The organism is Sphingomonas sabuli, from assembly GCF_014352855.1.
GTDB lineage: Bacteria > Pseudomonadota > Alphaproteobacteria > Sphingomonadales > Sphingomonadaceae > Sphingomicrobium > Sphingomicrobium sabuli.
Map to the genome: position 1 here is coordinate 2,390,614 of NZ_CP060697.1, position 23,618 is coordinate 2,414,231.

At 64.7% G+C, this 23,618-nt stretch carries 19 protein-coding genes; 8 read left to right on the plus strand and 11 right to left on the minus strand.

Translation table 11 applies throughout. The annotated features are described in order from the left end of the window. Positions 1-77: 77 nt before the first annotated feature. A complete protein-coding gene (gene rpoC / locus H8M03_RS11940) occupies positions 78-4,373 on the minus strand; it encodes a DNA-directed RNA polymerase subunit beta' (RefSeq protein ID WP_187479645.1) in 4,296 nt (1,431 codons plus the stop codon). A 60-nt stretch (positions 4,374-4,433) separates the two neighbouring features. Next, positions 4,434-8,600, minus strand: coding sequence for a DNA-directed RNA polymerase subunit beta (gene rpoB / locus H8M03_RS11945; RefSeq protein ID WP_187479646.1), 4,167 nt, complete (start codon positions 8,598-8,600; stop codon positions 4,434-4,436). A 297-nt stretch (positions 8,601-8,897) separates the two neighbouring features. Here rpoB and H8M03_RS11950 point away from each other — a divergent pair, with 297 nt between their 5' ends. The 4 genes from H8M03_RS11950 to H8M03_RS11965 all read left to right on the plus strand — a co-directional run bounded on the left by H8M03_RS11950 (position 8,898) and on the right by H8M03_RS11965 (position 12,860). Then, complete coding sequence (locus H8M03_RS11950; protein WP_187479647.1) at positions 8,898-9,233, plus strand: DOPA 4,5-dioxygenase family protein; 336 nt, start codon at positions 8,898-8,900, stop codon at positions 9,231-9,233. A gap of 164 nt (positions 9,234-9,397) precedes the next feature. Beyond that, positions 9,398-11,086: a circadian clock protein KaiC gene (gene kaiC, locus H8M03_RS11955; RefSeq protein ID WP_187479648.1), complete on the plus strand. Its 1,689-nt coding sequence runs from the start codon at positions 9,398-9,400 to the stop codon at positions 11,084-11,086. Then, positions 11,083-11,373: a circadian clock KaiB family protein gene (locus tag H8M03_RS11960; protein ID WP_187479649.1), complete on the plus strand. Its 291-nt coding sequence runs from the start codon at positions 11,083-11,085 to the stop codon at positions 11,371-11,373. The genes kaiC and H8M03_RS11960 overlap by 4 nt, the downstream gene beginning before the upstream one ends. Positions 11,374-11,375: 2 nt before the next feature. Beyond that, positions 11,376-12,860 carry a sensor histidine kinase gene (locus H8M03_RS11965; RefSeq protein ID WP_187479650.1) on the plus strand — a complete coding sequence of 495 codons (1,485 nt, stop codon included), beginning with the start codon at positions 11,376-11,378 and terminating at the stop codon, positions 12,858-12,860. Between the two features lie 90 nt (positions 12,861-12,950). On the opposite strand, the gene rplL is transcribed toward H8M03_RS11965, so the two are convergent. After that, positions 12,951-13,325, minus strand: coding sequence for a 50S ribosomal protein L7/L12 (gene rplL / locus H8M03_RS11970; protein WP_187479651.1), 375 nt, complete (start codon positions 13,323-13,325; stop codon positions 12,951-12,953). A gap of 53 nt (positions 13,326-13,378) precedes the next feature. After that, positions 13,379-13,894: a 50S ribosomal protein L10 gene (gene rplJ, locus H8M03_RS11975; RefSeq protein WP_187479652.1), complete on the minus strand. Its 516-nt coding sequence runs from the start codon at positions 13,892-13,894 to the stop codon at positions 13,379-13,381. A 342-nt stretch (positions 13,895-14,236) separates the two neighbouring features. Here rplJ and H8M03_RS11980 point away from each other — a divergent pair, with 342 nt between their 5' ends. Continuing rightward, positions 14,237-15,103, plus strand: coding sequence for an ATP-grasp fold amidoligase family protein (locus H8M03_RS11980; RefSeq protein ID WP_246448894.1), 867 nt, complete (start codon positions 14,237-14,239; stop codon positions 15,101-15,103). Here H8M03_RS11980 and H8M03_RS11985 read toward each other — a convergent pair. The 3 genes from H8M03_RS11985 to rplK form a co-directional block, all read right to left on the minus strand. After that, entirely contained in the window at positions 15,100-17,748 is a 2,649-nt protein-coding gene (locus H8M03_RS11985) for a M1 family metallopeptidase (protein ID WP_246448897.1), read from the minus strand. The genes H8M03_RS11980 and H8M03_RS11985 overlap by 4 nt on opposite strands. A 136-nt stretch (positions 17,749-17,884) precedes the next feature. Beyond that, entirely contained in the window at positions 17,885-18,583 is a 699-nt protein-coding gene (gene rplA / locus H8M03_RS11990; RefSeq protein WP_187479654.1) for a 50S ribosomal protein L1, read from the minus strand. Between the two features lie 3 nt (positions 18,584-18,586). Then, complete coding sequence (rplK, locus tag H8M03_RS11995; protein ID WP_187479655.1) at positions 18,587-19,018, minus strand: 50S ribosomal protein L11; 432 nt, start codon at positions 19,016-19,018, stop codon at positions 18,587-18,589. 546 nt (positions 19,019-19,564) lie between these two features. On the opposite strand from rplK, the gene gntA reads away from it, so the two are divergent. Both gntA and H8M03_RS12005 read left to right on the plus strand, forming a co-directional pair. Continuing rightward, positions 19,565-20,284, plus strand: a complete 720-nt coding sequence (gene gntA / locus H8M03_RS12000) for a guanitoxin biosynthesis heme-dependent pre-guanitoxin N-hydroxylase GntA (RefSeq protein ID WP_187479656.1) — start codon at positions 19,565-19,567, stop codon at positions 20,282-20,284. Next, entirely contained in the window at positions 20,274-20,855 is a 582-nt protein-coding gene (locus tag H8M03_RS12005) for a DUF1989 domain-containing protein (RefSeq protein ID WP_187479657.1), read from the plus strand. The genes gntA and H8M03_RS12005 overlap by 11 nt, the downstream gene beginning before the upstream one ends. Here the strand turns inward: H8M03_RS12005 and H8M03_RS12010 are convergent. Beyond that, positions 20,852-21,037: a hypothetical protein gene (locus H8M03_RS12010; RefSeq protein WP_187479658.1), complete on the minus strand. Its 186-nt coding sequence runs from the start codon at positions 21,035-21,037 to the stop codon at positions 20,852-20,854. The genes H8M03_RS12005 and H8M03_RS12010 overlap by 4 nt on opposite strands. 176 nt (positions 21,038-21,213) lie before the next feature. Between H8M03_RS12010 and H8M03_RS12015 the strand changes: the two genes are divergently transcribed. Then, positions 21,214-22,209, plus strand: a complete 996-nt coding sequence (locus tag H8M03_RS12015) for a PAS domain-containing protein (RefSeq protein WP_425506852.1) — start codon at positions 21,214-21,216, stop codon at positions 22,207-22,209. A 2-nt stretch (positions 22,210-22,211) separates the two neighbouring features. On the opposite strand, the gene H8M03_RS12020 is transcribed toward H8M03_RS12015, so the two are convergent. The 3 genes from H8M03_RS12020 to secE all read right to left on the minus strand — a co-directional run bounded on the left by H8M03_RS12020 (position 22,212) and on the right by secE (position 23,493). Continuing rightward, the gene (locus H8M03_RS12020; protein WP_187479659.1) at positions 22,212-22,610 is read right to left on the minus strand and encodes a response regulator; all 399 of its coding nucleotides are present in this window, start codon (positions 22,608-22,610) and stop codon (positions 22,212-22,214) included. Positions 22,611-22,725: 115 nt separating this feature from the next. Continuing rightward, positions 22,726-23,265: a transcription termination/antitermination protein NusG gene (gene nusG / locus H8M03_RS12025; protein ID WP_187479660.1), complete on the minus strand. Its 540-nt coding sequence runs from the start codon at positions 23,263-23,265 to the stop codon at positions 22,726-22,728. Between the two features lie 30 nt (positions 23,266-23,295). Continuing rightward, entirely contained in the window at positions 23,296-23,493 is a 198-nt protein-coding gene (secE, locus tag H8M03_RS12030; protein ID WP_187479661.1) for a preprotein translocase subunit SecE, read from the minus strand. Positions 23,494-23,618 lie beyond the last annotated feature (125 nt).

Sequence of the window (23,618 nt, forward strand, 5' to 3'; positions counted from 1 at the left end):
CTCGGCCGCGGCGACATGAAAAAGCCCCGCCGACGCATCCGCCGACGGGGCTTTTTTTATGCCTTCAGGCTTGAAGTCTATTCGCTCTTGGCTTCTTCGCTCGCGTCGGCGTTCAGATAATCGCCGGCGGCGGCATCGCTGCCGTCACCCGACCGAACGACTTCCGCCAGCGGATCGGCATTGATTGCCGCTTCCGGCCCTTCGGCCAGCTCGGCGGCATGCTCTTCCGCGGCAGAGTCCGGCGCGATCAGCGACTCCTGGATCTTGCGCTGCTGTGCGCGGAGCGCGGCATCGCGAGAGGAAGCGGTGACGCGCAGACGGTTCATGCCCGCACCCGTACCAGCGGGGATGAGCCGGCCGACGATCACGTTTTCCTTCAGGCCCATCAGCGTATCGACCTTGCCCTGCACCGATGCTTCAGTGAGCACGCGGGTCGTTTCCTGGAACGAGGCGGCCGAGATGAAGCTGCGGGTCTGCAGCGACGCCTTGGTGATGCCCAGAAGGACCGGCTTGCCTTCCGCCGGCTTCTTCTTCTTTTCCAGGCGGGCGTTGGTCTCGTCCATTTCCTCGCGGTCAACCTGTTCGCCGGCCAGAAGGGTGGTGTCGCCACCGTCGGTGATCTCGACCTTCTGCAGCATCTGGCGAACGATCACCTCGATGTGCTTGTCGTTGATCTTCACGCCCTGCAGTCGATACACTTCCTGAATCTCGCTGACGAGATATTCGGCCAGTGCTTCCACGCCGAGCACTTCCAGGATGTCGTGGGGATCGGGCGAACCGCCGACGAGATTGTCGCCGCGCTTCACGTAATCGCCTTCCTGGACCTCGATCAGCTTCGCCTTCGGGACCAGATATTCGACCGGATCCGAACCGTCCTCGGGGACGATCGCGATCTTACGCTTCGCCTTGTAGTCGCGCAGGAAGGTAACCTTGCCCGACGCCTTGGCGATGATCGCGTTTTCCTTCGGCTTGCGCGCTTCGAACAGCTCGGCGACGCGCGGCAGACCGCCGGTGATGTCGCGGGTACGGGCCGCTTCGCGCGGAAGCCGGGCGAGAACCTCGCCGGCCTGCACTTCTTGACCGTCCTCGATCGCGATGATCGCCTGGGCCGGAAGGCGGTACACGCCCGCTTCCTTGGCCTTGCCGGCGGTCAGCGTCAGCCGCGGCTGCAACGCATCCTTCTTCGACCGTCCGCCCGTGTCGTCGGTGACGACGCGCTGGGTGATGCCGGTCGATTCGTCGACCTGCTCAGTCAGCGTGCGCTGTTCGATCAGGTCCTGGTACTTCACCGTGCCGCCGGTTTCGGTGATCACCGGGCTGAAGGCCGGATCCCACTCGGCGATGCGGTCGCCGCGGCTGACGATGTGCCCGGTTTCGCACAGCAGGTGCGCGCCGTACGGCACGCGGTGCGTCGAAAGCTCGCGGCCGTCCATGTCGAGGATCGCAATTTCGCCCGACCGCGACAGCGAGCGGTGGAGGCCGCGCGGGTCGAGGATGGTGGGCATGTCGCGGAACTCGATGGTGCCGTCGACCGGCGCTTCCAGGTTCGACTGTTCGTTGAGCTGCGCCGCGCCGCCGATGTGGAAGGTCCGCATCGTCAGCTGGGTGCCCGGCTCACCGATCGACTGGGCGGCGATGACGCCGACCGCTTCACCGATGTTGACCGGCGTACCGCGGGCGAGGTCGCGACCGTAGCACTTGCCGCACACGCCCGTCTTCGACGAGCAGACCAGCGGCGAGCGGATGCGGATTGCCTGCAGGCCGATCTCCTCGATTTGCGCGACCATCGGTTCGTCCAGCAGCGAGCCTTCGGGGATGACGACGTCGCCGCTCTTGGGATCGACGACGTCTTCGGCCGTGGTGCGGCCAAGGACGCGGTCGGCCAGGCTGGCGATGACCGTACCGCCCTGGACGATGGCGCGCATTTCGAGCGCTCGCTCGGTGCCGCAATCCTCCTCGACGATGACGCAATCCTGCGACACGTCGACCAGGCGGCGGGTGAGGTAGCCCGAGTTCGCCGTCTTCAACGCGGTGTCCGCGAGACCCTTGCGGGCGCCGTGGGTCGAGTTGAAGTATTCAAGGACGGTCAGGCCTTCCTTGAAGTTCGAGATGATCGGCGTTTCGATGATCTCGCCCGACGGCTTGGCCATCAGGCCGCGCATGCCGGCAAGCTGCTTGATCTGCGCCTGGCTACCACGGGCGCCGGAGTGGGCCATCATGTAGATGGAGTTCACGTCCAGCTCGCGGCCGTTCTCGCCCTTCTTGGTGGACGAGATTTCCTTCATCATCGCGGTTGCCACCTGGTCGCCGCAACGGCTCCAGGCGTCGATCACCTTGTTGTACTTTTCCTGCTGGGTGATCAGGCCGTCCTGATACTGCTGCTCGTAATCCTTCACCAGCGCGCGGGTATCGTCGACCAGCCTCACCTTCTCGGTCGGGATGACCATGTCGTCCTTGCCGAACGAAATGCCGGCGGCGAACGCGTGGCGGAAGCCAAGCTGCATGATCGCATCGGCGAACAGCACCGTCTCCTTCTGGCCGGTGTGGCGATAGACGATGTCGATGACGTCGCCGATTTCCTTCTTGGTGAGAAGGCGGTTGACGGTCTCGAACGGCACCTTGTGGCTCTTCGGCAGGGTCTCGCCAAGAAGCATGCGGCCAGCGGTCGTTTCGAACCGCTTCATGTACGGCTTGCCCTCTTCGTCGGTCTGCGGGACGCGGCTCGTGATCTTGGTGTGCAGCGTGACCGCCCCGGCGGCGAGCGCCTGGTGAACCTCGGCCATGTCGGCCAGCATCATGCCTTCGCCCGGCTCACCCTCTTTCTCGAGGCTGAGGTAGTAGAGGCCAAGCACCATGTCCTGCGACGGGACGATGATCGGCTTGCCGTTGGCAGGCGACAGGATGTTGTTGGTCGACATCATCAGGACGCGCGCTTCCAGCTGGGCCTCGAGGCTCAGCGGGACGTGCACGGCCATCTGGTCGCCGTCGAAGTCGGCGTTGAACGCGGCGCAGACCAGCGGGTGAAGCTGGATCGCCTTGCCTTCGATCAGCACCGGCTCGAACGCCTGGATGCCAAGACGGTGAAGCGTCGGCGCGCGGTTCAGCAGGACCGGGTGCTCGCGAATGACTTCGTCGAGGATGTCCCAGACTTCCTTGCGTTCCTTTTCGACCCACTTCTTCGCCTGCTTGAGGGTCATCGACAGACCCTTGGCGTCGAGGCGCGAGTAGATGAACGGCTTGAACAGCTCGAGCGCCATCTTCTTCGGCAGGCCACACTGGTGGAGCTTGAGCTCCGGACCGGTGACGATGACCGAACGGCCCGAATAGTCGACGCGCTTGCCGAGCAGGTTCTGACGGAAGCGGCCCTGCTTGCCCTTAAGCATGTCGCTGAGCGACTTGAGCGGACGCTTGTTGGCACCAGTGATGGTGCGGCCGCGGCGGCCGTTGTCAAACAAGGCGTCGACCGCTTCCTGAAGCATGCGCTTTTCGTTGCGGACGATGATGTCCGGCGCGCGCAGCTCCATCAGCCGCTTCAGGCGGTTGTTGCGGTTGATGACGCGGCGATAGAGATCGTTGAGATCCGACGTCGCGAAGCGGCCGCCGTCCAGCGGGACCAGCGGGCGCAGTTCGGGCGGGATGACCGGAACGACGTCGAGGATCATCCATTCCGGGCGGTTGCCGGATTCGAGGAAGCTCTCGACGACCTTCAGGCGCTTGATGATCTTCTTCGGCTTCAGCTCGGACTTGGTCTCGGCCAGTTCCTTGAGCAGCACTTCCTTTTCGCCCTCGAGGTCGAGGTCGATCAGCATCTGCTTGACCGCCTCGGCGCCGATGCCGGCGGAGAAGGCGTCTTCGCCATGCTCGTCCTGCGCTTCGATGAGCTCGTCTTCGGTCAGCAGCTGAAACTTCTCGAGCGGGGTCAGGCCCGGCTCAAGAACCACATAGCTTTCGAAGTAGAGCACACGCTCAAGCTGCTTGAGCTGCATGTCGAGCAGCAGGCCGATGCGGCTCGGCAGCGACTTGAGGAACCAGATGTGCGCAACCGGCGCGGCCAGCTCGATGTGGCCCATGCGCTCGCGGCGGACCTTCGACACGGTGACTTCGACGCCGCACTTTTCGCAGACGATGCCCTTGTACTTCATCCGCTTGTACTTGCCGCACAGGCATTCGTAGTCCTTGATCGGACCGAAGATGCGCGCGCAGAACAGGCCGTCACGCTCGGGCTTGAACGTGCGATAGTTGATCGTCTCGGGCTTCTTGATTTCGCCGAACGACCAGCTGCGGATCTTGTCCGGGGACGCGATGCCGATCTTGATCTGGTCGAAGGTCTCCGGCTTTGCGACCGGGTTGGCGAAGGGGGACAGTTCGTTCATCTTTTCTCTTCCTCACTCCCCTCCCGAAGCGCGGGAGGGGCAGGGTGGATCAACAAGTGGCTATTCGGCTGCGATGGCCGGCGTGTCGTCGTCGCTCTCGACCGAATCGAGTTCGACGTTGAGGCCAAGGCTGCGCATTTCCTTGACCAGCACGTTGAAGCTTTCCGGAATGCCCGCTTCGAACGTGTCGTCGCCCTTGACGATGGCTTCGTAGACCTTGGTGCGGCCGATGACGTCGTCCGACTTCACCGTCAGCATTTCCTGCAGCGTGTACGCCGCGCCGTATGCCTGCAGCGCCCACACTTCCATTTCGCCGAAACGCTGGCCGCCGAACTGCGCCTTGCCGCCCAGCGGCTGCTGGGTGACGAGGCTGTACGGCCCGATCGAACGCGCGTGGATCTTGTCGTCCACGAGGTGGTGCAGCTTGAGCATGTAGATGTACCCAACCGTCACCTTGCGGTCGAACGGATTGCCGGTGCGACCGTCGTAAAGCGTCACCTGGCCCGAGGATTCCAGTCCGGCCATTTCCAGCATGTCGGTGACGTCCGATTCACGGGCGCCGTCGAACACCGGGGTGCCCATCGGAATGCCGCGGGTCAAAGCCCCGGCCATTTCCATGACCTCATCGTCGCCCTGGGCGTCGATTTCCTTGGCGTAATGGCCGCCGTAGATGCCCTTCAGCTTGGTCCGGACTTCCTTGACGTCCTTGTCGGCAAGGTCCTTGCCGCGCTCGTACATGCCCTCGAGCATCTGCTGGACCTGCTGGCCAAGGCCGCGCGCGGCCCAGCCCAGATGGGTCTCGAAGATCTGCCCGACGTTCATGCGCGACGGCACGCCCAGCGGGTTGAGCACGATGTCGACCGGGCTTCCGTCCTCCAGGAACGGCATGTCCTCGGCCGGCAGGATGCGGCTGATGACGCCCTTGTTGCCGTGACGGCCGGCCATCTTGTCGCCCGGCTGCAGCTTGCGCTTCACCGCGACGAACACCTTGACCATCTTGAGCACGCCCGGCGCCAGCTCGTCGCCCGCCTCGATCTTCTGCACGCGGTCCTCGAACCGGCGCAGGATCGTGTTGGCGGCTTCGTCATACTGGCCCTTCAGGGCTTCGACGTCGGCCTGGCGCTGGTCGTCCTTGACCGCGATCTTCCACCACTCGTGCGGCTGCACCGCCTCAAGCGTCTCCTCGTCGATCTTGGCACCCTTCTTCACGCCTTTCGGAGCCGCGGTGGCCGTCTGGCCAAGCAGCATTTCCTTGAGACGGGCGAAGGTAGCGCGGTTGAGAATGCCGCGTTCGTCGTCGGCGTCCTTCTTCAGCCGCTCCTTCTCCTCGGTCTGGATCGAGCGCGTACGGTCATCGATGTCGATGCCGTGGCGATTGAAGACGCGGACCTCGACGACCGTGCCGGCAACGCCCGGCGGCAGGCGCAGCGAGGTGTCGCGAACGTCCGAGGCCTTTTCGCCGAAGATGGCGCGGAGGAGCTTTTCCTCCGGCGTCATCGGGCTTTCGCCCTTCGGCGTGATCTTGCCGCACAGGATGTCGCCCGGCTCGACCTCGGCTCCGATGTACACGATGCCCGCCTCGTCGAGGTTGCGCAGCGCTTCCTCGCCGACGTTCGGAATGTCGCGGGTGATGTCTTCTGGCCCAAGCTTGGTGTCGCGGGCCATGACCTCGAACTCTTCGATGTGGATCGAGGTGAAGACGTCGTCCTTCACGATCCGCTCGGAGATCAGGATCGAGTCCTCGTAGTTGTACCCGTTCCACGGCATGAACGCGACGAGGACGTTGCGGCCGAGCGCGAGCTCGCCGAAGTCCGTCGACGGTCCGTCGGCGATGATCTGGCCCGCTTCGACCATCGCACCCTTTTTCACCAGCGGACGCTGGTTGATGCAGGTGTTCTGGTTCGACCGCTGGAACTTCATCAGCGTGTAGATGTCGACGCCGGATTCGCCCGGACGAAGCTCACCGGTGACGCGGACGACGATACGGCCCGCGTCGACCTGGTCGACGATGCCCGGACGGCGGGCAGCGATCGCGGCGCCCGAATCGCGGGCGACGGTCTCTTCCATGCCGGTACCGACGAGCGGCGCTTCCGCCTGCAACAGCGGAACGGCCTGGCGCTGCATGTTCGATCCCATCAGCGCGCGGTTGGCGTCGTCGTTCTCCAGGAACGGGATCAGCGAGGCCGCGACCGACACCAGCTGCTTAGGGCTGACGTCCATCAAGGTGATCTGGTCGCGCGGCGCCATCAGGAAGTCGCCGGCGCGGCGGGCGGAAACGATCTCCTCGCCGAACGTGCGATCGGTGTTCAGCTCCGCGTTCGCCTGCGCGATCGTGTGCTTCGCTTCTTCCATTGCCGAAAGGTAGACGACCTCGTCAGTGACCTTGCCGTCGACGACCTTGCGGTACGGCGTTTCGATGAAGCCGTACTTGTTCACCCGGCTGAAGCTGGCGAGCGAATTGATGAGGCCGATGTTCGGGCCTTCCGGCGTTTCGATCGGACAGATGCGGCCATAGTGCGTCGGGTGGACGTCGCGCACTTCGAAGCCGGCGCGCTCACGGGTGAGACCGCCGGGCCCGAGGGCCGAGACGCGGCGCTTGTGAGTCACTTCCGACAGCGGGTTGGTCTGGTCCATGAACTGCGACAGCTGCGACGAGCCGAAGAATTCGCGCACCGCGGCCACCGCCGGCTTGGCGTTGATCAGGTCGTTGGGCATGACCGTCGACACGTCGACGCTGCTCATCCGCTCCTTCACCGCGCGCTCCATGCGCAGCAGGCCGATGCGATACTGGTTCTCCAGCAGCTCGCCGACCGACCGGACGCGGCGGTTGGCAAGGTTGTCGATGTCGTCGATCTCGCCCTTGCCGTCCTTCAGGTTCACCAGTTCCTGGACGACGGCGAGGATGTCCTCCCGGCGCAGGGTGGTGACGGTGTCCTCGGCGTCGAGGCCAAGGCGCATGTTGAGCTTCACGCGGCCGACGGCGCTAAGGTCGTAGCGCTCCGGATCGAAGAACAGGCCGTAAAATAGCGCGTCCGCGGTTTCCTTCGTCGGCGGTTCGCCCGGGCGCATCACCCGGTAGATGTCGGCCAGCGCCGAATCCTGGTCTTCCGACTTGTCCGCCTTCAGCGTGTTGCGCATCCACGGACCGGTGTTGACGTAATCGATGTCCAGCAGCTCGAGCGTCTTGATGCCCGCCTTGTCCATCTTCTCGAGGTTTTCTTCCGAAACCTCGTCGCCGGCCTCGATGTAGATTTCGCCGGTCTTGTCGTTGACCAGGTCAAAGGCGGAGAAGCGGCCGAAGATTTCCTCGGTCGGGATGACGAGATTCTGGAGCCCGTCCTTGCCGGCCTGGTTGGCGCGGCGCGGCGTGATCTTCTCGTTCGCCTTGAAGATCACTTCGCCGGTCTTGGCGTCGGCCACGTCATAGGTCGGCTTCAGGCCGCGCCAATTCTCGGCGACGTAGGGGATCTGCCAACCGTTCTTGCCACGCTCGTAGCTGACCGTGTTGTAGAAGGTGTTGAGGATTTCCTCGCTGGTCAGACCCAGCGCGTGCAGCAGCGCCGTGACCGGCAGCTTGCGCTTGCGGTCGATACGGACGTTGACGATGTCCTTAGCGTCGAATTCGAAGTCGAGCCACGAGCCGCGATACGGGATGACCCGGGCGGCGAAGAGATACTTGCCGCTGGCGTGCGTCTTGCCGCGGTCATGGTCGAACAGGACGCCCGGCGACCGGTGCATCTGGCTGACGATGACACGCTCGGTGCCGTTGATGATGAAAGTGCCGTTCTGCGTCATGAGCGGCATGTCGCCCATGTACACGTCCTGCTCCTTGATATCGATGACCGAACGGGCGTCCGTGTCGGGGTCGATCTCGAAGGTGGTCAGGCGCAGGGTGACGCGCATCGGCGCGGCAAAGGTGAGGCCACGCTGGCGGCACTCATCGGTGTCGAACTTGGGCTCTTCGAGCACGTAATGATCGAAATCGAGGTGCGCGGTGCCGGCGAAATCCTCGATCGGGAAGACCGAGCGAAGCGTCTTTTCGAGTCCCGAAACGTAGCCGATCGCGGGATCGGAACGGAGGAACTGCTCATAGCTCTCGCGCTGAACCTCGATGAGGTTCGGCATCTCGCTGATCTCGTGGATGTTGCCGAAGATCTTGCGGATACGCCGCGCGGAAGCGGTACGGCCATTGTGGAAGGCCGGAGTTTCGATCGCTTTGGTCGCCATTGGATTCCCTGCGCTGTTCCGGACGCGCCGCACGGGGCGGCCCGGTTGTCCCGGCACTGGCCGAGAGACTTGAAAAGGAGCGCTTGTCCCGCTTTCCCCCTCCAATGCGTTGAGCCCGTGCGCTGGTTCGGGCCCTGTCCCGGAGGGGCGAGAAAAGCTCCAGACGCACGCCAAGGTGCAGCCAGAGCCGAAATGTTTGGATGGACCGGATATAATCCTATTTTGCCCCCGCGCAAGAGGGCAGTCACACCCTTGTCCCTACTTGAAAGCGGGGGCGGCGGGTGAAATCTCCGCGCCATGACCGAGCCTGCCATCCGCGATTTCCACGCGCACATCTATTTCGACGCCGATGACGTCGGTCGCGCCCGCGCGCTGGGCACGGCGGCGGCCGAGCGCTTCGGCATTCCCGTCGGCCATTATCACTTGGCGCCCGTGGGTCCGCACCCGCGCGGGAGCGTGCAACTGACTGTCCCGCCCGCCCTGTTCGGCGATGTCGCGGCATGGCTGGCGCTCAATCGGGCCGGCCTGACGATCTTTGCCCATGCCAGCACCGGCGATCATCGCGCCGACCATAGCAACCATGTCATCTGGTTCGGGCCCAGCGAAACGCTCGACCTGACCATCTTCGATTGAGTGCTCGAGACAAGGGCCGGCATGCCGTTTCAACCGCAAGGGTTGACGATGCGGAACCCTAATCAACGATAACGCTATCAAGAACAAACGCTTGCGTTTAAAGGCGTTCGTGGATCGATATGTTTCTGTAACAAACCGGCGTACGGCGGGGCACTTCACACAGCATGACTCAAGGCATTGCCAAGGCTGAAACCGGGATCGCCGGTTTTGACGAACTGACGCTTGGCGGGGTTCCGTGCGGCCGCCCGACCCTGGTGTGCGGGTCGGCGGGGTGCGGCAAGACGCTGTTCGCGACAACTTTCCTGGTCGAAGGGGCGCGATCGGGCGAACCCGGCATCTTCGTCACGTTCGAGGAGCGGCCGTCTGACATCGTCGCCAACACTCGCTCGCTCGGCTTCGAACTCGACAAGCTGATCGAGGAAAAGAAGATCCACATCGAGCATATCGCGATCGATCCCGCGGAGCTTGCCGAAGTCGGCGACTATGACCTTGAAGCCCTGTTCCTGCGGCTGGAGCTGGCGGTCGACGAGATCGGCGCCAAGCGGATCGTGCTCGACACGATCGAAAGCCTCTTTTCCGCTTTCCAGAACCCGGCCATCCTGCGCGCCGAAATCCGCCGCCTGTTCGACTGGCTCAAGGAAAAGGGCCTGACCGCCGTCATCACCGGCGAGCGCGGCGACGGTACGCTGACTCGCCAGGGCCTGGAAGAATATGTCTCCGACTGCGTCATCCTGCTCGACCACCGCGTCCACAATCAGGTCAGCACGCGGCGCCTGCGCATCGTCAAGTATCGCGGCACCGCGCACGGCCTCAACGAATATCCGTTCCTAATCGGCGAAGACGGCTTCAGCGTCCTTCCGACCAGCTCGCTCAGTCTTGCTCACAAGGTTTTCGACGAGCGCATTCCCAGCGGGATCGCCGACCTCGACAACATGCTCGAAGGCGGTGGCTTCCACCGCGGCAGCAGCATCCTGCTGAGCGGCGTCGCCGGCTCGGGCAAAAGCTCGATCTCGTCCGCCTTCGCGAACGCCGCCTGCAACAGCGGTGAGCGCGCGCTTTATTTCTCGTTCGAGGAATCGGCCGAGCAGACCGTCCGCAACATGCGCTCGATCGGCATGGACCTGCAGCCGCATATCGATTCCGGCCTTCTACGCTGCATCGCGGTTCGGCCGACGTCGTTCAGCCTGGAAATGCACCTCGCGATGATGCTGCGCGAGGTCCAGCTGTTCAAACCCTCGCTGGTCGTGCTCGACCCGATCTCGGCATTCATGGACACGGGCGAAGATCTCGAAGTCCAGTCGATGTTGCTGCGGATGATCGACTATCTGAAGACGCAGGGCGTCAGCGGCGTGTTCACCCACCTTGCCCATGTGCAGGGGCAGGCGCAGACCGACGCGGGCCTGTCGTCTCTGATGGACGCCTGGATTCTGCTGCTGAACCGCGAGGACAATGGCGAATTCAACCGCCAGCTTTACCTGCTCAAGGCGCGCGGCATCGCCCATTCCAACCAGGTTCGCGAATTCATCATGAGCAAGACCGGCATTCGCCTGGCCGAGCCGTTCATCGGCGAAAACGGCGCCATGACCGGCTCCGCCCGCCGGTTCGAGGAAGCCAAGATCAGGCGCGACGAAATCAAGCGCCGGGCCGAAGTTGCCCGGCTGGAAGAACGCCTGGCCCAACGCCGCCGCAAGGCGCGGGCCCAGATCGAGGCGCTCGAAGCGGACATGCTGGCCGACGAAGCCGAGCTCAAGAGCGTCGTCGACCAGGAAGCAGCCTATCTTGAGCAGGTCGAAAAGGACGCGGCGGAGTTGGCCGCGTCCCGGGCCGCGACGTCGCGTAAGGGACAACAATGACGAGTAACGAAACCAATCCGCTGAAGCTCACATTGTACGTGGCCGGCGAGACCCCGAAGTCCCTTGCGGCGATCCGCAACCTCAAGAAGATCTGTGAGGAAAACGGCGCCGACCGCTACGAGGTGGAGGTCATCGACCTGCGCCAGCAGCCGCAGCTGGCGCGCGAGCACAACATCGTCGCCATCCCGACGCTGGTGCGCGCGCTTCCGGTCCCGGTGCAGAAGATCATCGGCGACCTGTCCGATAGCGAAAAAGTCCTGGTTCACCTGCAAGTCGACGAAGGCTGACGATGTCGCAGGCGCAGGTGCCTGGCGGCAGCGACGACGAGGATCTCCGGCGCCGCCTGTCGGAAGCGGAGGACACGCTTCGCGCCATCCGGGAAGGGCAGGTCGATGCCGTCGTCATGCGCGGCGACGACGCGAAGGACGAAGTCTTCGCGCTGGGTAGCGAGAATAGCTATCGCACGTTCATGGAAGCGATGGACATCGGCGCGGCTGCGCTCGATGCGTCCGGCAAACTGATCTACGCCAACGGGGCGCTGCTCGACCTATTGGGCTCAACCCTCGACCAGCTTCAGGCCGGTGAATTCTTCGACCGCTTCGCGCCCGCGGAGGCGATCAAGCTGAAGCGCCTGATCGCCGAAGCCAGCGACGGCCGCCAAAGCGATCAATTGTCCTTCGCCACCCCGTCCGGCGACTGCTTTTTCGAAGCCGCCGTCGCGCCGCTCGAGCTGGCGTTCGGCCGCGGATACGCCCTGACCCTGACCGACGTCACCGAGCGCGTCGAAGCCGCCGCCCAGTCGGAAGGCGAGCGTATCGGGCGCGCGGTTCTCGCCTCGTCGAACGAAGCGGTCGTGGTCTGCAACGAGGCTGGAATCATCACCCAGGCCAACGCCAAGGTGCGCGTCCTCGCGGATGAGAGCGCTATCGGCAAAACGTTCGAAGACGCGTTCGACCTCGACTTTCCGGTCGGCGCCGGCCTGCTGGGCGGCGGCGACCTGGTCGATCTCGCCTTGTCCGGCAGCGGCGTTCGCGGCGTTGAAGCGACGCTGAAGTCGGGCGACCAGCCGCGGACCCTGCTCATCAACGCCGGTGCTCTACGGACGTCCGGCCAGACAATCATCGGGTGCATCATCGGCCTTGCCGACGTCACCGACCAGAAAGCGGTCGAGCGCAAGCAACGGCTGCTGATGGACGAGCTCACCCATCGGGTGAAGAATACGCTCACACTGGTGCTGTCGATCGCCAATCGGACCGCCGCGGGGATGAACAGCCTTGCCGAGTTCAAGACGGCGTTCGGCCGCCGTCTGGAAGCGCTGGCGGCGACCCATAATCTGCTTGCCGACGATTTCTCGAAGGGGCTGACGATCGAGGAAATCGTAAACGCCGAACTGGCGCCCTACGTTGCCGCGGACAGCGAGCGGCTGACCATCGACGGCCTGCATTTCCGCCTCAACTCCGACACGGCGGTGACGCTTGGGCTGGTGCTTCACGAACTGGTCACGAACGCGGTCAAATACGGGGCGTTGTCGAATGATACCGGCCGGATCGTCCTGACCGGGCGCCGTGACGGGGCGCGGATCGAGATCGTCTGGCGCGAAGAGGGCGGACCGCCGGTCTCGCCGCCCGCGCACAAGGGGTTCGGAACGACGCTCATCGCGCGCGGCCTGGGCCAGTCGGGCGGATCGGCGACGCAGGTGGACTATGCGCCGGACGGCGTCGTCTGCACGATGTTCGTTCCGCAATCCGGGCTCGCGCCCGCCGCACTGGCCTGATCGCGCGGCACAGGAAAAAGGGCGACCCCTTGCGAGGCCGCCCTTCCCATCCACGGGCGCTTCAAGACACCCGCGAAACAGTTTCGAAGCTTACTTGAGCTCGACGGTGCCGCCGGCTTCTTCGATCTGCTTCTTGAGCTTTTCGGCTTCGTCCTTGGACACGCCTTCCTTGACGGCCTTCGGAGCGCCTTCGACCAACGCCTTGGCTTCGCCGAGGCCCAGGCCGGTGATGGCGCGGACTTCCTTGATGACGTTGATCTTCTTGCCACCATCGCCGGTGAGAATGACGTCGAATTCGTCCTTCTCTTCAGCAGCCGGAGCGGCAGCGCCGCCGGCGGCCGGAGCAGCGGCAACAGCAGCGGCGGCGGAAACGCCCCACTTCTCTTCAAGCGCCTTCGCGAGGTCGGCGGCTTCGAGGACGGTCAGTTCGGACAGCTGGTCGACCAGCTTTTCAATGTCAGCCATGTGATACTCCTGTGCGGGACGCATTGTCCCAAGTGCGTTGAAACAAAAGAAACTTAAGCGGCGTCCTTGGCCCCGTAGGCCGCGAAGACCCGCGCCAGTTGCGCGCCCGGCTCGTTGACGGTGCGAGCGATCTTGCTCGCAGGCGCCTGGACAAGCCCGACGATCTTGGCCCGCAGCTCGTCGAGCGACGGAAGCGCGGCAAGTGCCTTGATTCCCTCGACGTCGAGCACGGTGTCGCCCATCGCTCCGCCGACGATTTCGAGCTTGTCGTTCGTCTTGGCGAAATCCACTGCGACCTTGGCGGCCGCAACGGGGTCGGACGAAGTGGCGAGCGCGGTCGGGCCTGTAAGCAGGTCGCCGATCGGCTTGTACTTCGTTCCGTCGAGAGCAATGAGCGCAAGCCGGTTCTTCGCAACTTTGAACTGGGCGCCAGCGTCGCGCATCTTGTTCCGAAGGTCGGTGGACTGATCCACCGAGAGGCCGTGGTTGCGCGTGACAACGACGACGCTCGTCTCGGTAAAGACGGTCTTCAGCTGGTCGACCAGATCACTTTTCTGCGAACGATCCATGCCAACTCCAACATAACGGCCGGGGCGGACCCCGACCGAGGTTCAACAAATGCCCGGCCGCGGTTGCCCGCTGCCAAGCGCGTCTGTCCGTGGGGAGTGGGATCGCGCGGCATGTTGCCAACGCACTGTCCGGACCGCATCGCACGCGCACCGGCAAGAATTCCGTTTCCCCGTCTAGGCTGGAAATTAAGCCCCGATGGGGCACCAACTGTCTCGGACGGCTGCCAAGCCCGGGGGCTTCGCAAGCCCGCGCCTATAGCGGAAATGCCCGCGCGATCAAGCCCGGGCCACGGTGCCGAAGGTCGGTAGGACACCAAAGCCGATGCGGACCGTTATCGCGCGGTGCCACTTCACCTGACCGTTTCGGCGCTGCTCCTGGGGACGGTCCTGTCGGTCGTGCCGCGGATCCCCGCCCTCAGCCTGCGCGACATGCGGGTGGCAATCATCTATTTGTGGCGGCACGGGCGCTGGCCGCTGCTGCACCGGCCGGAGCGATTCACCGAGTGGGTCCAGTGGCGCAAGCTGAACGGTGCCGCGCATGGCCTAGAATTGCTGACCGACAAGCTGCATTCGAAGTCGGTGGCGGCGCAGCGCGGCGGCCGCCATTATTGCATTCCCACCTTGTGGTCGGGAACTCGGCTGCCGGACACCTGCCCGGCGCCCTATCCGGTGATCGTCAAGACCAACCACGGCTGTAATCAGAACCGCATCGTTCGCTGCGATGCCGACTGGCTGGCGGTCCGGCGCATCGCACCGCGCTGGATGGCGTCGGCCTATGGCGGCTGGCTCGACGAAAGCGCTTATCGGTCGGCTCGACGCCTGCTGCTGATCGAGCCTTTCCTGGCCGGACCGGCGGGCGGCCGCCCCGACGATTACAAGGTCTATGTCTTCCGCGGCCGGGCAGCGATGGTGCAGCGCCACGTCGGCCGCGGCGGCGACCACCGCTGGACGCAGTTCGACCGCGACTGGGTTCGCGTCGGCGGGGCGGACATCGCCGTGCAACCGCCGACGACGCTGCCGGCGATGCTTGAGGCGGCCGAACGGCTTGGCGCCGGCCATGATTTCATCCGCGTCGATTTCTACGAGGTCGACGGCAAATTGTGGTTCGGCGAATTCTGCCTTTACCCCGGCTCCGGCCTCGACCCGTTCGACCCACCGGAACTTGACCTTGCGCTTGGCCGGCTGTGGGCCGGCAAGGGCACGGCCTAAAGCGGGTTGGCGCGCAGCCAGGCGGCGGTTTCCGTGCGGATCCTGCTCCCTTGCGCGGATTCGACGCGAATTCGGTCGATGCTCTGCTGCACCGACTGGCGATCACTTTCCGCCAGGTTGGCGGCGGCATAGCGTTCCAGCACCGGGATCAGCGCGGCATCGCGGCTCGACTCGACCAGCCGCTGCATGAAGGACGACCGCCCGGCGACGTCGATCAACTGGTTGATCTGATCCAGGTGGGCGATGACGAAATCGACCGCCAGTCGGGGATGTCGAGTGGCGACTGCGGCGATCATTGCGGAACTGACGGTCTTGCCGGGTTCATCGCTGATCGCCACGTCCAGCGCGCGGCGGGCCAGCGCTTCGTCCCGCGTGCTGCCAAGCAGGCGGTATAAGGTGGCGCGTTCGACCGTGCCGGTCGTGGCCCGGGCCTTGGCGCGAATTGTGTCCCAGGTCGCGGCGTCGGCATTGACCGCGATGGTCCGCAGCCAGGTCGCCTTGAGCGAGCCGGGGATCGCGTCCGCATCGGCCTGCCAGGCGGCGAACAACCGCTGGCTTTCGGCCATGGTGGCGGGATCGCGATAGCGGCCAAGGCTGGCGATCAGGGTTTCACGCAGCACCGCATCGACCGCCGGTTCGCCCGGCCGCGGGACAAAGCCAAGCTGCCGGAGGCGCGGGGCGTAAAGACGCTGGGCTCGAGCGGCGATCGCGGCCTGCGCCGCCGTGTCGCCGTCCATCAGGTCGTGCAGGTCGTCCCATGCCAGGACCGCGCCCGCGGTCACCTTTGCGGTGGCGTCGGCGGGAACGGCGGCGAGCACGCCAAGCGCGGCCGCCATCGGCTGGTAGCCGACGGTCGACAACGCCAGCTGGTCGCTAAGCAGCCCATACTGGTCGACCGGCGCGAGCGCCGGAACCGCCGCCTGCAGGGCGCGGACGTCGGCCGGCGCGTAGAGCGTGCGGAAATAGCCTGTCTGCCCGGCATTGACGAGCAGGGTGCCGCAGCTTGGAACGGTCAGGGTGGTGGTCGGCCCGCTGGTCACGACCTGGGTCGCGGCGCCGCCGGCGCTGGCCTTGACCGGCACGCGCCAGGCCAGCGGCCGGGCCGCGACTTCGGCGCGCTTGTCGGCGGAAAATTGCGCCTGGGTCAGCGTTGCCACGGTCGAACCGTTGACGCACCGGGACTGGCCGACCGCGATCAGCGGAATGCCGGGCTGGGTGGTGAAATCACCGGCGATCGCGGTCAGGCCCGCGGCACCGGCCGCTTCGACCGCAGTCCACAGGTCGCGGGTGCGCGTGTTCCGATAGGCGTGGGTCTTCATGTAGCGCTGGATACCCGCCCGCCACACGTCTTCGCCGGCAAAGTCTTCCAGCATCGAAATGACGGCTTCGCCCTTGTTATAGGAAATCGCGTCGAATGCCTGGTTGGCCTGCTCCACGGTGCGCACCTGCTGCACCACCGGGTGAGTGGAATTGAGCGAATCCAACGCCATCGCCGCTTCCCGCGATCCGATGCGGTCGATGTCCGCCTGCCAATCGGGATGGAAGTGGCGGGTGGCCTTGTTTTCCATCCAGCTGGCGAAGCCTTCGTTCAGCCACAGATCGTCCCACCACGCCATGGTGACGAGGTCGCCGAACCATTGGTGGGCCATTTCATGCGCTTCGATGGAAAAGATCGACTGGCGCTGCGCTTCCGTGGTGATCGCGGAATCGTTGAGCAGCGCATATTCGAAGGTGAAGATCGCGCCCCAGTTTTCCATCGCGCCGAAGAATTGCGATTGGCCGGGTCCCGCGACGTTATCGAGCTTCGGCAGCGGGTAGGGCGTGCCGAAATAGTCGTCGAAATAGGGCAGCAATTGCGCTTCGGCATCGAGGGCAAACCCGGCCTTGTCCGCATTGCCGCGAGTCATGACGATGCCGACTTCCTTGTCGCCGACCCGTTTGGTCACCCGTTCGAAGTCGCCGGCGGCAAGAAACAGCAGGTAGGTGGACATCACCGGCGTGCGCTGGAAGCTGACTTTCTTCAGCCCGTTGGGCAGCGCGCGGCTGCTTGCGGCCGGCATGTTGCTGACCGCCATATGATCGGCCGGGACGTTCACCGACAGGTCGAACGTGGCCTTGTAATCGGGTTCGTCCCAGCTGGGCACGAACCGGCGCGCATCGGGCGCTTCGAACTGCGTGTACAGGGCGCGGGCGTCCTTGCCCGCCTTGTCCTTGTAATCGAGGGCGAACAGGCCGGTCGCCTGGGTGTTGATCTTGCCGGCATAGTCGATCGTCAGCCGGTACGGTCCGGGCGTCAGCTGGCGGTCGAAAGTGAAGGTGGCGGTTTGCGCCGCGGTGTCGGTGGTGACGGCCGCGGCCAAAGGCGCATTGCCGGACCGGGTGAGCCGGGCGGCGGAAATGGTGAGGTCGGCGGCGTTGAGCGTCAGGCTGTTGGCCGGAGCGACCACGTCGATGTCGATGGCGACGGTGCCGCCGAACGCCAGCTTGGCGGCGTGCGTGGTGATGTCGATGGCGTAGTGGCGGGGGACGGCGGTTCGCGGCAGCTGCGTCGTGACGCTGGTATCGACGGTGTCGACGGGCGGCGCGGCGGGCGCCGGGGCCGCGGCGGCAATCGCCGAGGCAAGCAATGCAGCAACGATCTTCAAGGCTGTCTCCATCCCCGGGGGTGGCGCCTTGTGCTGCGGCAGGGGCGGAATGTCACGCGCCCCGTTGCGGGACCTTGAAAAGGGGCGGGTGGCGAAGGGCCGCCCAAGACAGGCAGCCCTTCTTCAACCTTCGGGCTCAGGCGCCCGGAATTTCCTCGAGCGCGACCTTGACGCCCGGACCCATCGAGGAGGTCAGCGCGACCTTCTTGACGAACTTGCCCTTGGCGCCGGTCGGCTTGGCCTTGACGATCGCGTCGATGAACGCGTCGAAATTGGCGCGGATGTCGGCTTCGGGGAAGCTTGCCTTGCCGATGCCGGCGTGGACGATGCCCGCCTTCTCGACGCGGAATTCGACCTGGCCCGACTTGGCCGCCTTGACCGCTTCGCCGACGTTCGGCGTGACGGTGCCCAGCTTCGGGTTCGGCATCAGCCCCTTGGGACCGAGCACCTTGCCCAGCCGGCCGACGACACCCATCATGTCCGGGGTCGCAATGACGCGGTCGAAATCGCTGCGGCCGTCCTGCATTTCCTGCATCAGGTCTTCCGCACCGACCACTTCGGCGCCGGCCTTGGTGGCTTCGTCCGCCTTGTCGCCGCGGGCGAAGACGGCGACGCGCACGTCCTTGCCGGTGCCCTTGGGCAGCGACACGACGCCGCGGACCATCTGGTCGGCGTGGCGCGGATCGACGCCCAGGTTCATCGCCAGTTCGACCGTTTCGTCAAACTTGGCGGTCGCGTTCTGCTTGACCAGCGCGATCGCCTCATCGACGCCGTACAGCTTCTCGCGGTCGACGGTTTCGCCCTGCGCCTGGCGCTTCTTCGTTTGCTTGGCCATCGGTTAGCCCTCCACCACGTTGAGGCCCATCGCGCGGGCGGAGCCTTCGATGATCTTCGTCGCGGCGTCGATGTCGTTGGCGTTGAGATCCTTCATCTTCGCTTCCGCGATCTCGGCCAGCTGCGACCGCTTTATCGAGCCCGCGCTGACCTTGCCCGGTTCCTTCGACCCGGACTTCAGCCGCGCCGCCTTCTTCAGCAGGAAGGACGCCGGCGGAGTCTTGGTGACGAAGGAGAACGACCGGTCCGCGTAAACGGTGATCGTAGTCGGGATGGGGGCGCCCTTTTCAAGTTCCTGCGTGGCGGCGTTGAACGCCTTGCAGAATTCCATGATGTTGACGCCGCGCTGACCCAGCGCCGGACCGATCGGCGGCGACGGATTGGCGATGCCCGCAGGCACCTGCAGCTTGATATAGCCGGTGATTTTCTTTGCCATGGTTCACTCTTTTATTGGTTTGCCGTCGAAACATCTCGGCAAACGCGTTGGCTTGCCTGCGATGGTTCTGAGCAAACGGCTCAAGTTTAGCGGTCCAAGCGGCGAGCTGAGAGCGCGCCTCCCGCAATGGTTTCCAATTCGATTGGAAGGCGGCGCCTCTACACGAAGGGGACGGAGATGCCAAGACCGCCCCTTCGACGCGCTCAGGACCGGCCCCTTCGGCACGCCCAGGACAGGCAAAAGTCGCAAAAGTCGCACTCACTACGCGCGCGCGAGGCTCGCTCAACGTGCTCCCGCGACGAACGGCATATGAGGTATTCGGCATCGCCATTGCGTCGCGGCAATGCACGGGCGGGGTGCTGTAGGACAGGAGAAATCCGCGCCTCCGGACTCTGCGAAGTAACTTAGATCCCGGGTCTAGCGTGATGGCCAGCCCACACATGTGACTCGCTCGCAGTTGTGAGCGCGCCGCATCTGCCCGCCCCATTTAGGCCTAGCCTTTAGCCCACCCTCGCAACTCCGGCGGTTCGGTTTCGTTCTGCAACCATGATTACCGCTCCTGACGACCGCGGCCATGTGCTGGCGGACGAATTTTCGCGTTTTGTGTCCGACGTGGCTTTTCCCTGTGTGGGGGCGAAGGCGGCGTTGAACCGGGACGGGATGCGCTTTGTCGTGGCGCGCGATTTCGGGTCGGCGTGGGACGATCTGCGAATTCTGCCCGCGCTGCTCAACATCGCCCGCGAATATCGGCGCGATCCGGGGCCGTTCCGGTCGCTGGTGGTGCTGTTCGAAGGCGGCGCCCCGGACAGCGAGGCAGCGTATGAGAAGGGGTTATGGGAGCGGCTGCAGTCGTTGACCGACAAGGACGAATGGCTGGGCCAGCCGGCCGATCCGCGCGTCGCGCACGACCCCGACGATCCGCATTTCGCGATGAGCTTTGGCGGCGAGGCGTTCTTCGTCGTCGGCATCCATCCGCAGGCAAGCCGGCCGGCGCGGCGCTTTCGCGTGCCGGGCCTGGTGTTCAACCTGCACGACCAGTTCGAGCAGCTGCGCGCCGAGGGCCGGTACGGAAAGATGCGCAGCACGATCCTGGACCGCGACATCAAGTTGGCGGGATCGATCAACCCGATGCTGGCCGAACACGGCAAGGTTTCCGCCGCGCGGCAATATAGCGGCCGGCCGGTCGATGCCGACTGGCGCTGCCCGTTCAGCGGGCGGCAGCGGGCGATGACGGCCGATCCGCTGGACGCGCTCGATGCCGCATAGGGTCGAACCGCGCACCGGCGTCGCCTTCATGCTGGACCGGGGCCAACGGCTGACGGTCAGCGATCCCGAGGGCGGGCAGGTGGCGGACCTGATCGCGTTCAACCGCGACGACGTCGACGAAACGCTGAGCAACGGGCGGACTCTGGATTACGCCAGCCGCATCTACCTGACGACCGGCGACCCGTTATATTCCAACCGGTCGAACGTGATGCTGGACATTGTCGAGGACGATGTCGGGCGGCACGATTTCCTGCTGACCCCTTGCAGCAAGGACACGTTCCGGATCCTGTATGGCGATACCGACCCGCACCGCGGGTGTTTCGGCAACCTGGCCGAAGCGCTGGCGCCGCACGGGATCGGCGCGGACCGCATCGGCACGGCGTTCAACTGTTTCATGAACGTGCCGGTCAATGGCGAGACGGGGACGTTCGAAGTGTTGCCGCCCTTGTCCAAGGCGGGCGACCGGATCGTGTTCGAGGCGCGGATGGACCTGATCATCGGGCTGACCGCCTGTTCGGCGCCGCTGTCGAACGGCGGGTCGTTCAAGCCGATCGCGTGGGCGATCGCCTAACGCATCTTGGCGATGGTCAGGCGGTCGGCCTTGGCGCGATCCTTGACCGATTCCTCGCTGCGGGTGAGCGCCTTGGCAATCGCGCGCAGCGACTGCCCCTTGCCGGCGAGCAGGTGCAGCTTCTGGATTTCGTCCTGCCGCCAGGGCTGCCGGTGCCGTTCGAACTTTTCGCCTGTGGCCATGCGACGGCCATAAAGAGAAACGGCCGCGGGCAGAAACGGAAAAATCCGCGCCGATGGACGTTCATGCCGCAGGCGGACCGATTATGGTTCCGGACCCGCAACCGCTATGACGCCGCCGTTGGTTGAATTTCAGGACATCAGTGTTGGACGGACGAATTCCTCAGGAACAGCTTGGCGTGCGTAACGCGCTGCGGGAAGAGAACCTCAATTTCCGCGCGTTGGCGGACGCGTTTCCGCACATGATCTGGTCGACGCTGCCCGACGGCTTTCACGATTATTACAACGCGCGCTGGTACGAATATACCGGCGTTCCGGCGGGTTCGACCGATGGCGAGGAATGGAACAACATGTTCCACCCCGACGACCAGGAACGCGCCTGGGCGCGGTGGCGGCACAGCCTGGAAACCGGCGACCCGTACGAGATCGAATATCGGTTGCGGCACCGCAGCGGCGAATATCGCTGGACGCTGGGCCGGGCGATGCCGATCCGTGACGGCGAGGGCCGGATCGTGCGCTGGATGGGCACGTGCACCGATGTCCACGAAGCCAAGATGCACGCCGAGCAGAACGAGATCCTGAGCCGCGAGCTGAGCCACCGGATCAAGAACATCTTCGCGGTGATTTCCGGCCTCATCGGCCTGTCCGCGCGGCAGGACAAGGCGCATCGCGAATTCGCCACCGACCTGCAGCAGCGCATTTCCGCGCTTGGCCGCGCGCACGAATTCGCGCGTCCGCACAGCGAGCAGTCGCAGCCCGTCGACCTGCCGGGAACGCTGCACGGTATCCTGCGCGAAATCCTGTCGCCCTATCCAGCGCTCAGCGACGGGCGGATCAACATCGGCGGCGACGACGTCAAGGTCGACGACCGCGGCGCGACCCCGATCGCTCTGCTGTTCCACGAACTCGCGACCAACGCGTCCAAATATGGCGCGCTGGCGGTGGCCGACGGAGCGGTGGCGATCGCAACGTCGGTGGCGGACGGCCAGTTGCGGGTCGACTGGACGGAGACCGGCGGGCCGGAGATTGCAGGCGAGCCGCAGCGGCAGGGCTTCGGCACGCGGCTGGCCGAGCTGAGCATCGTGTCGCAGCTGGGCGGGACGATCGAGCGCGAATGGCGGCGCGAAGGCCTCCATGCCACGGTGACGGTGGGGACGGACCGGCTAAGCCGGTAGGGTCAGGCGAACAGCTGGAGCGCGGGCGGCGCTTCGACTTCGCGGCCCTCGAGCCGGCCGAGCGCATATTCGACCGCGGCGAGCAGGGTGGCGTGATCGGTCGGCTTGGTAATGACGCCGATGGCGCCGACGACCTTGTCGCCAAGCTGGCGCGGGTTGGCGGTGACGAACACCACCGGGACGCCGCGTTCGCCCAGCAGCCGGCCGATTTCCGGGCCGGTCAGGCCGTCGCGGAGATTGAGGTCGACCAGCGCCAGGTCGAGCTGATCGTCGAAGAAACCCTGCGCGCTTTCGAGGTCGGGGGCAATGCCCACCGGGCAATGACCGGAATCCTCGAGAATCGCCTCCATTTCGAGGGCGACCAGCATTTCGTCTTCAACGATCAGGATCCGGGCAGTCATTGCTCTTCCGCAAAGCGAGTTGAGGATTCGGATTCACCCAACCACCAGAGCGGGTCCCGGTTCCTGAGATTTTTGTGCAAAAACGGCCAAATCCCGGAGCGCGGTCAGCGCCGGCTTACTTAACTCGTTCGACTTGCTCGAATTCCAGCTCGACCGGCGTCGCGCGGCCGAAGATGGAAACCGAGACCTTAACCCTGCCGCGATCGAAATCGAGCTCCTCGACCGTGCCGTTGAAGCTGGCGAACGGACCGTCCAGGACCTTGACGCTGTCGCCGATGTCATAGTCGACCTGCACCTTCTTGCTCGGCGCGGCGGCGGCCATTTCTTCCTTGGTCGACAAGATGCGCGCGGCTTCGGCCTCGCTGATCGGCTGCGGCTTGCCGTTGGGACCGAGGAAGCCGGTTACCTTGGGCGTGTTCTTGACGAGGTGGTAGACCTGGTCGTTAAGCGCGAGCTTCGCGAGCACGTAGCCGGGGAAGAATTTGCGTTCCGACTGGATCTTCTTGCCGCGGCGGATCTCGGTGACCTTTTCGGTCGGCACCTCGACCTCTTCGACCTGGCTTTCAAGGCCGAGCCGGCGCGCATCCGACAGGATGTGCTCCTTCACCTTGTTCTCGAAGCCGGAGTAAGCGTGGATGATGTACCAGCGGGACATGGGGGTCGCGTCTTCCTTAGATCGGGTGCGCTAGCCGAGGAGGCCGAGCAGGAACTGGACGATGGCGCTGAACGCCGCGTCCGTCATGAAGAAGAAGAGGCCGAGCAGCCCGGTCATGATCATGACCATGATCGTGGTACGCACGGTTTCCTGCCGCGACGGCCACACGACCTTCGCCGTTTCGGCGCGGACCTGCCGCATGAAATCGAGTGGGGAAACCTTGGCCACGTCTTGGCTACCTCTTGCCGATAGAAAAAGGCTCCGCGGCGCTGTTGCGGCCGGCGGAGCTTGACGGGGCATTTAGCGTGAGGCGGGACGCGGTTCAAGGTGGGCCGGGAAAGACTTCATTCGCA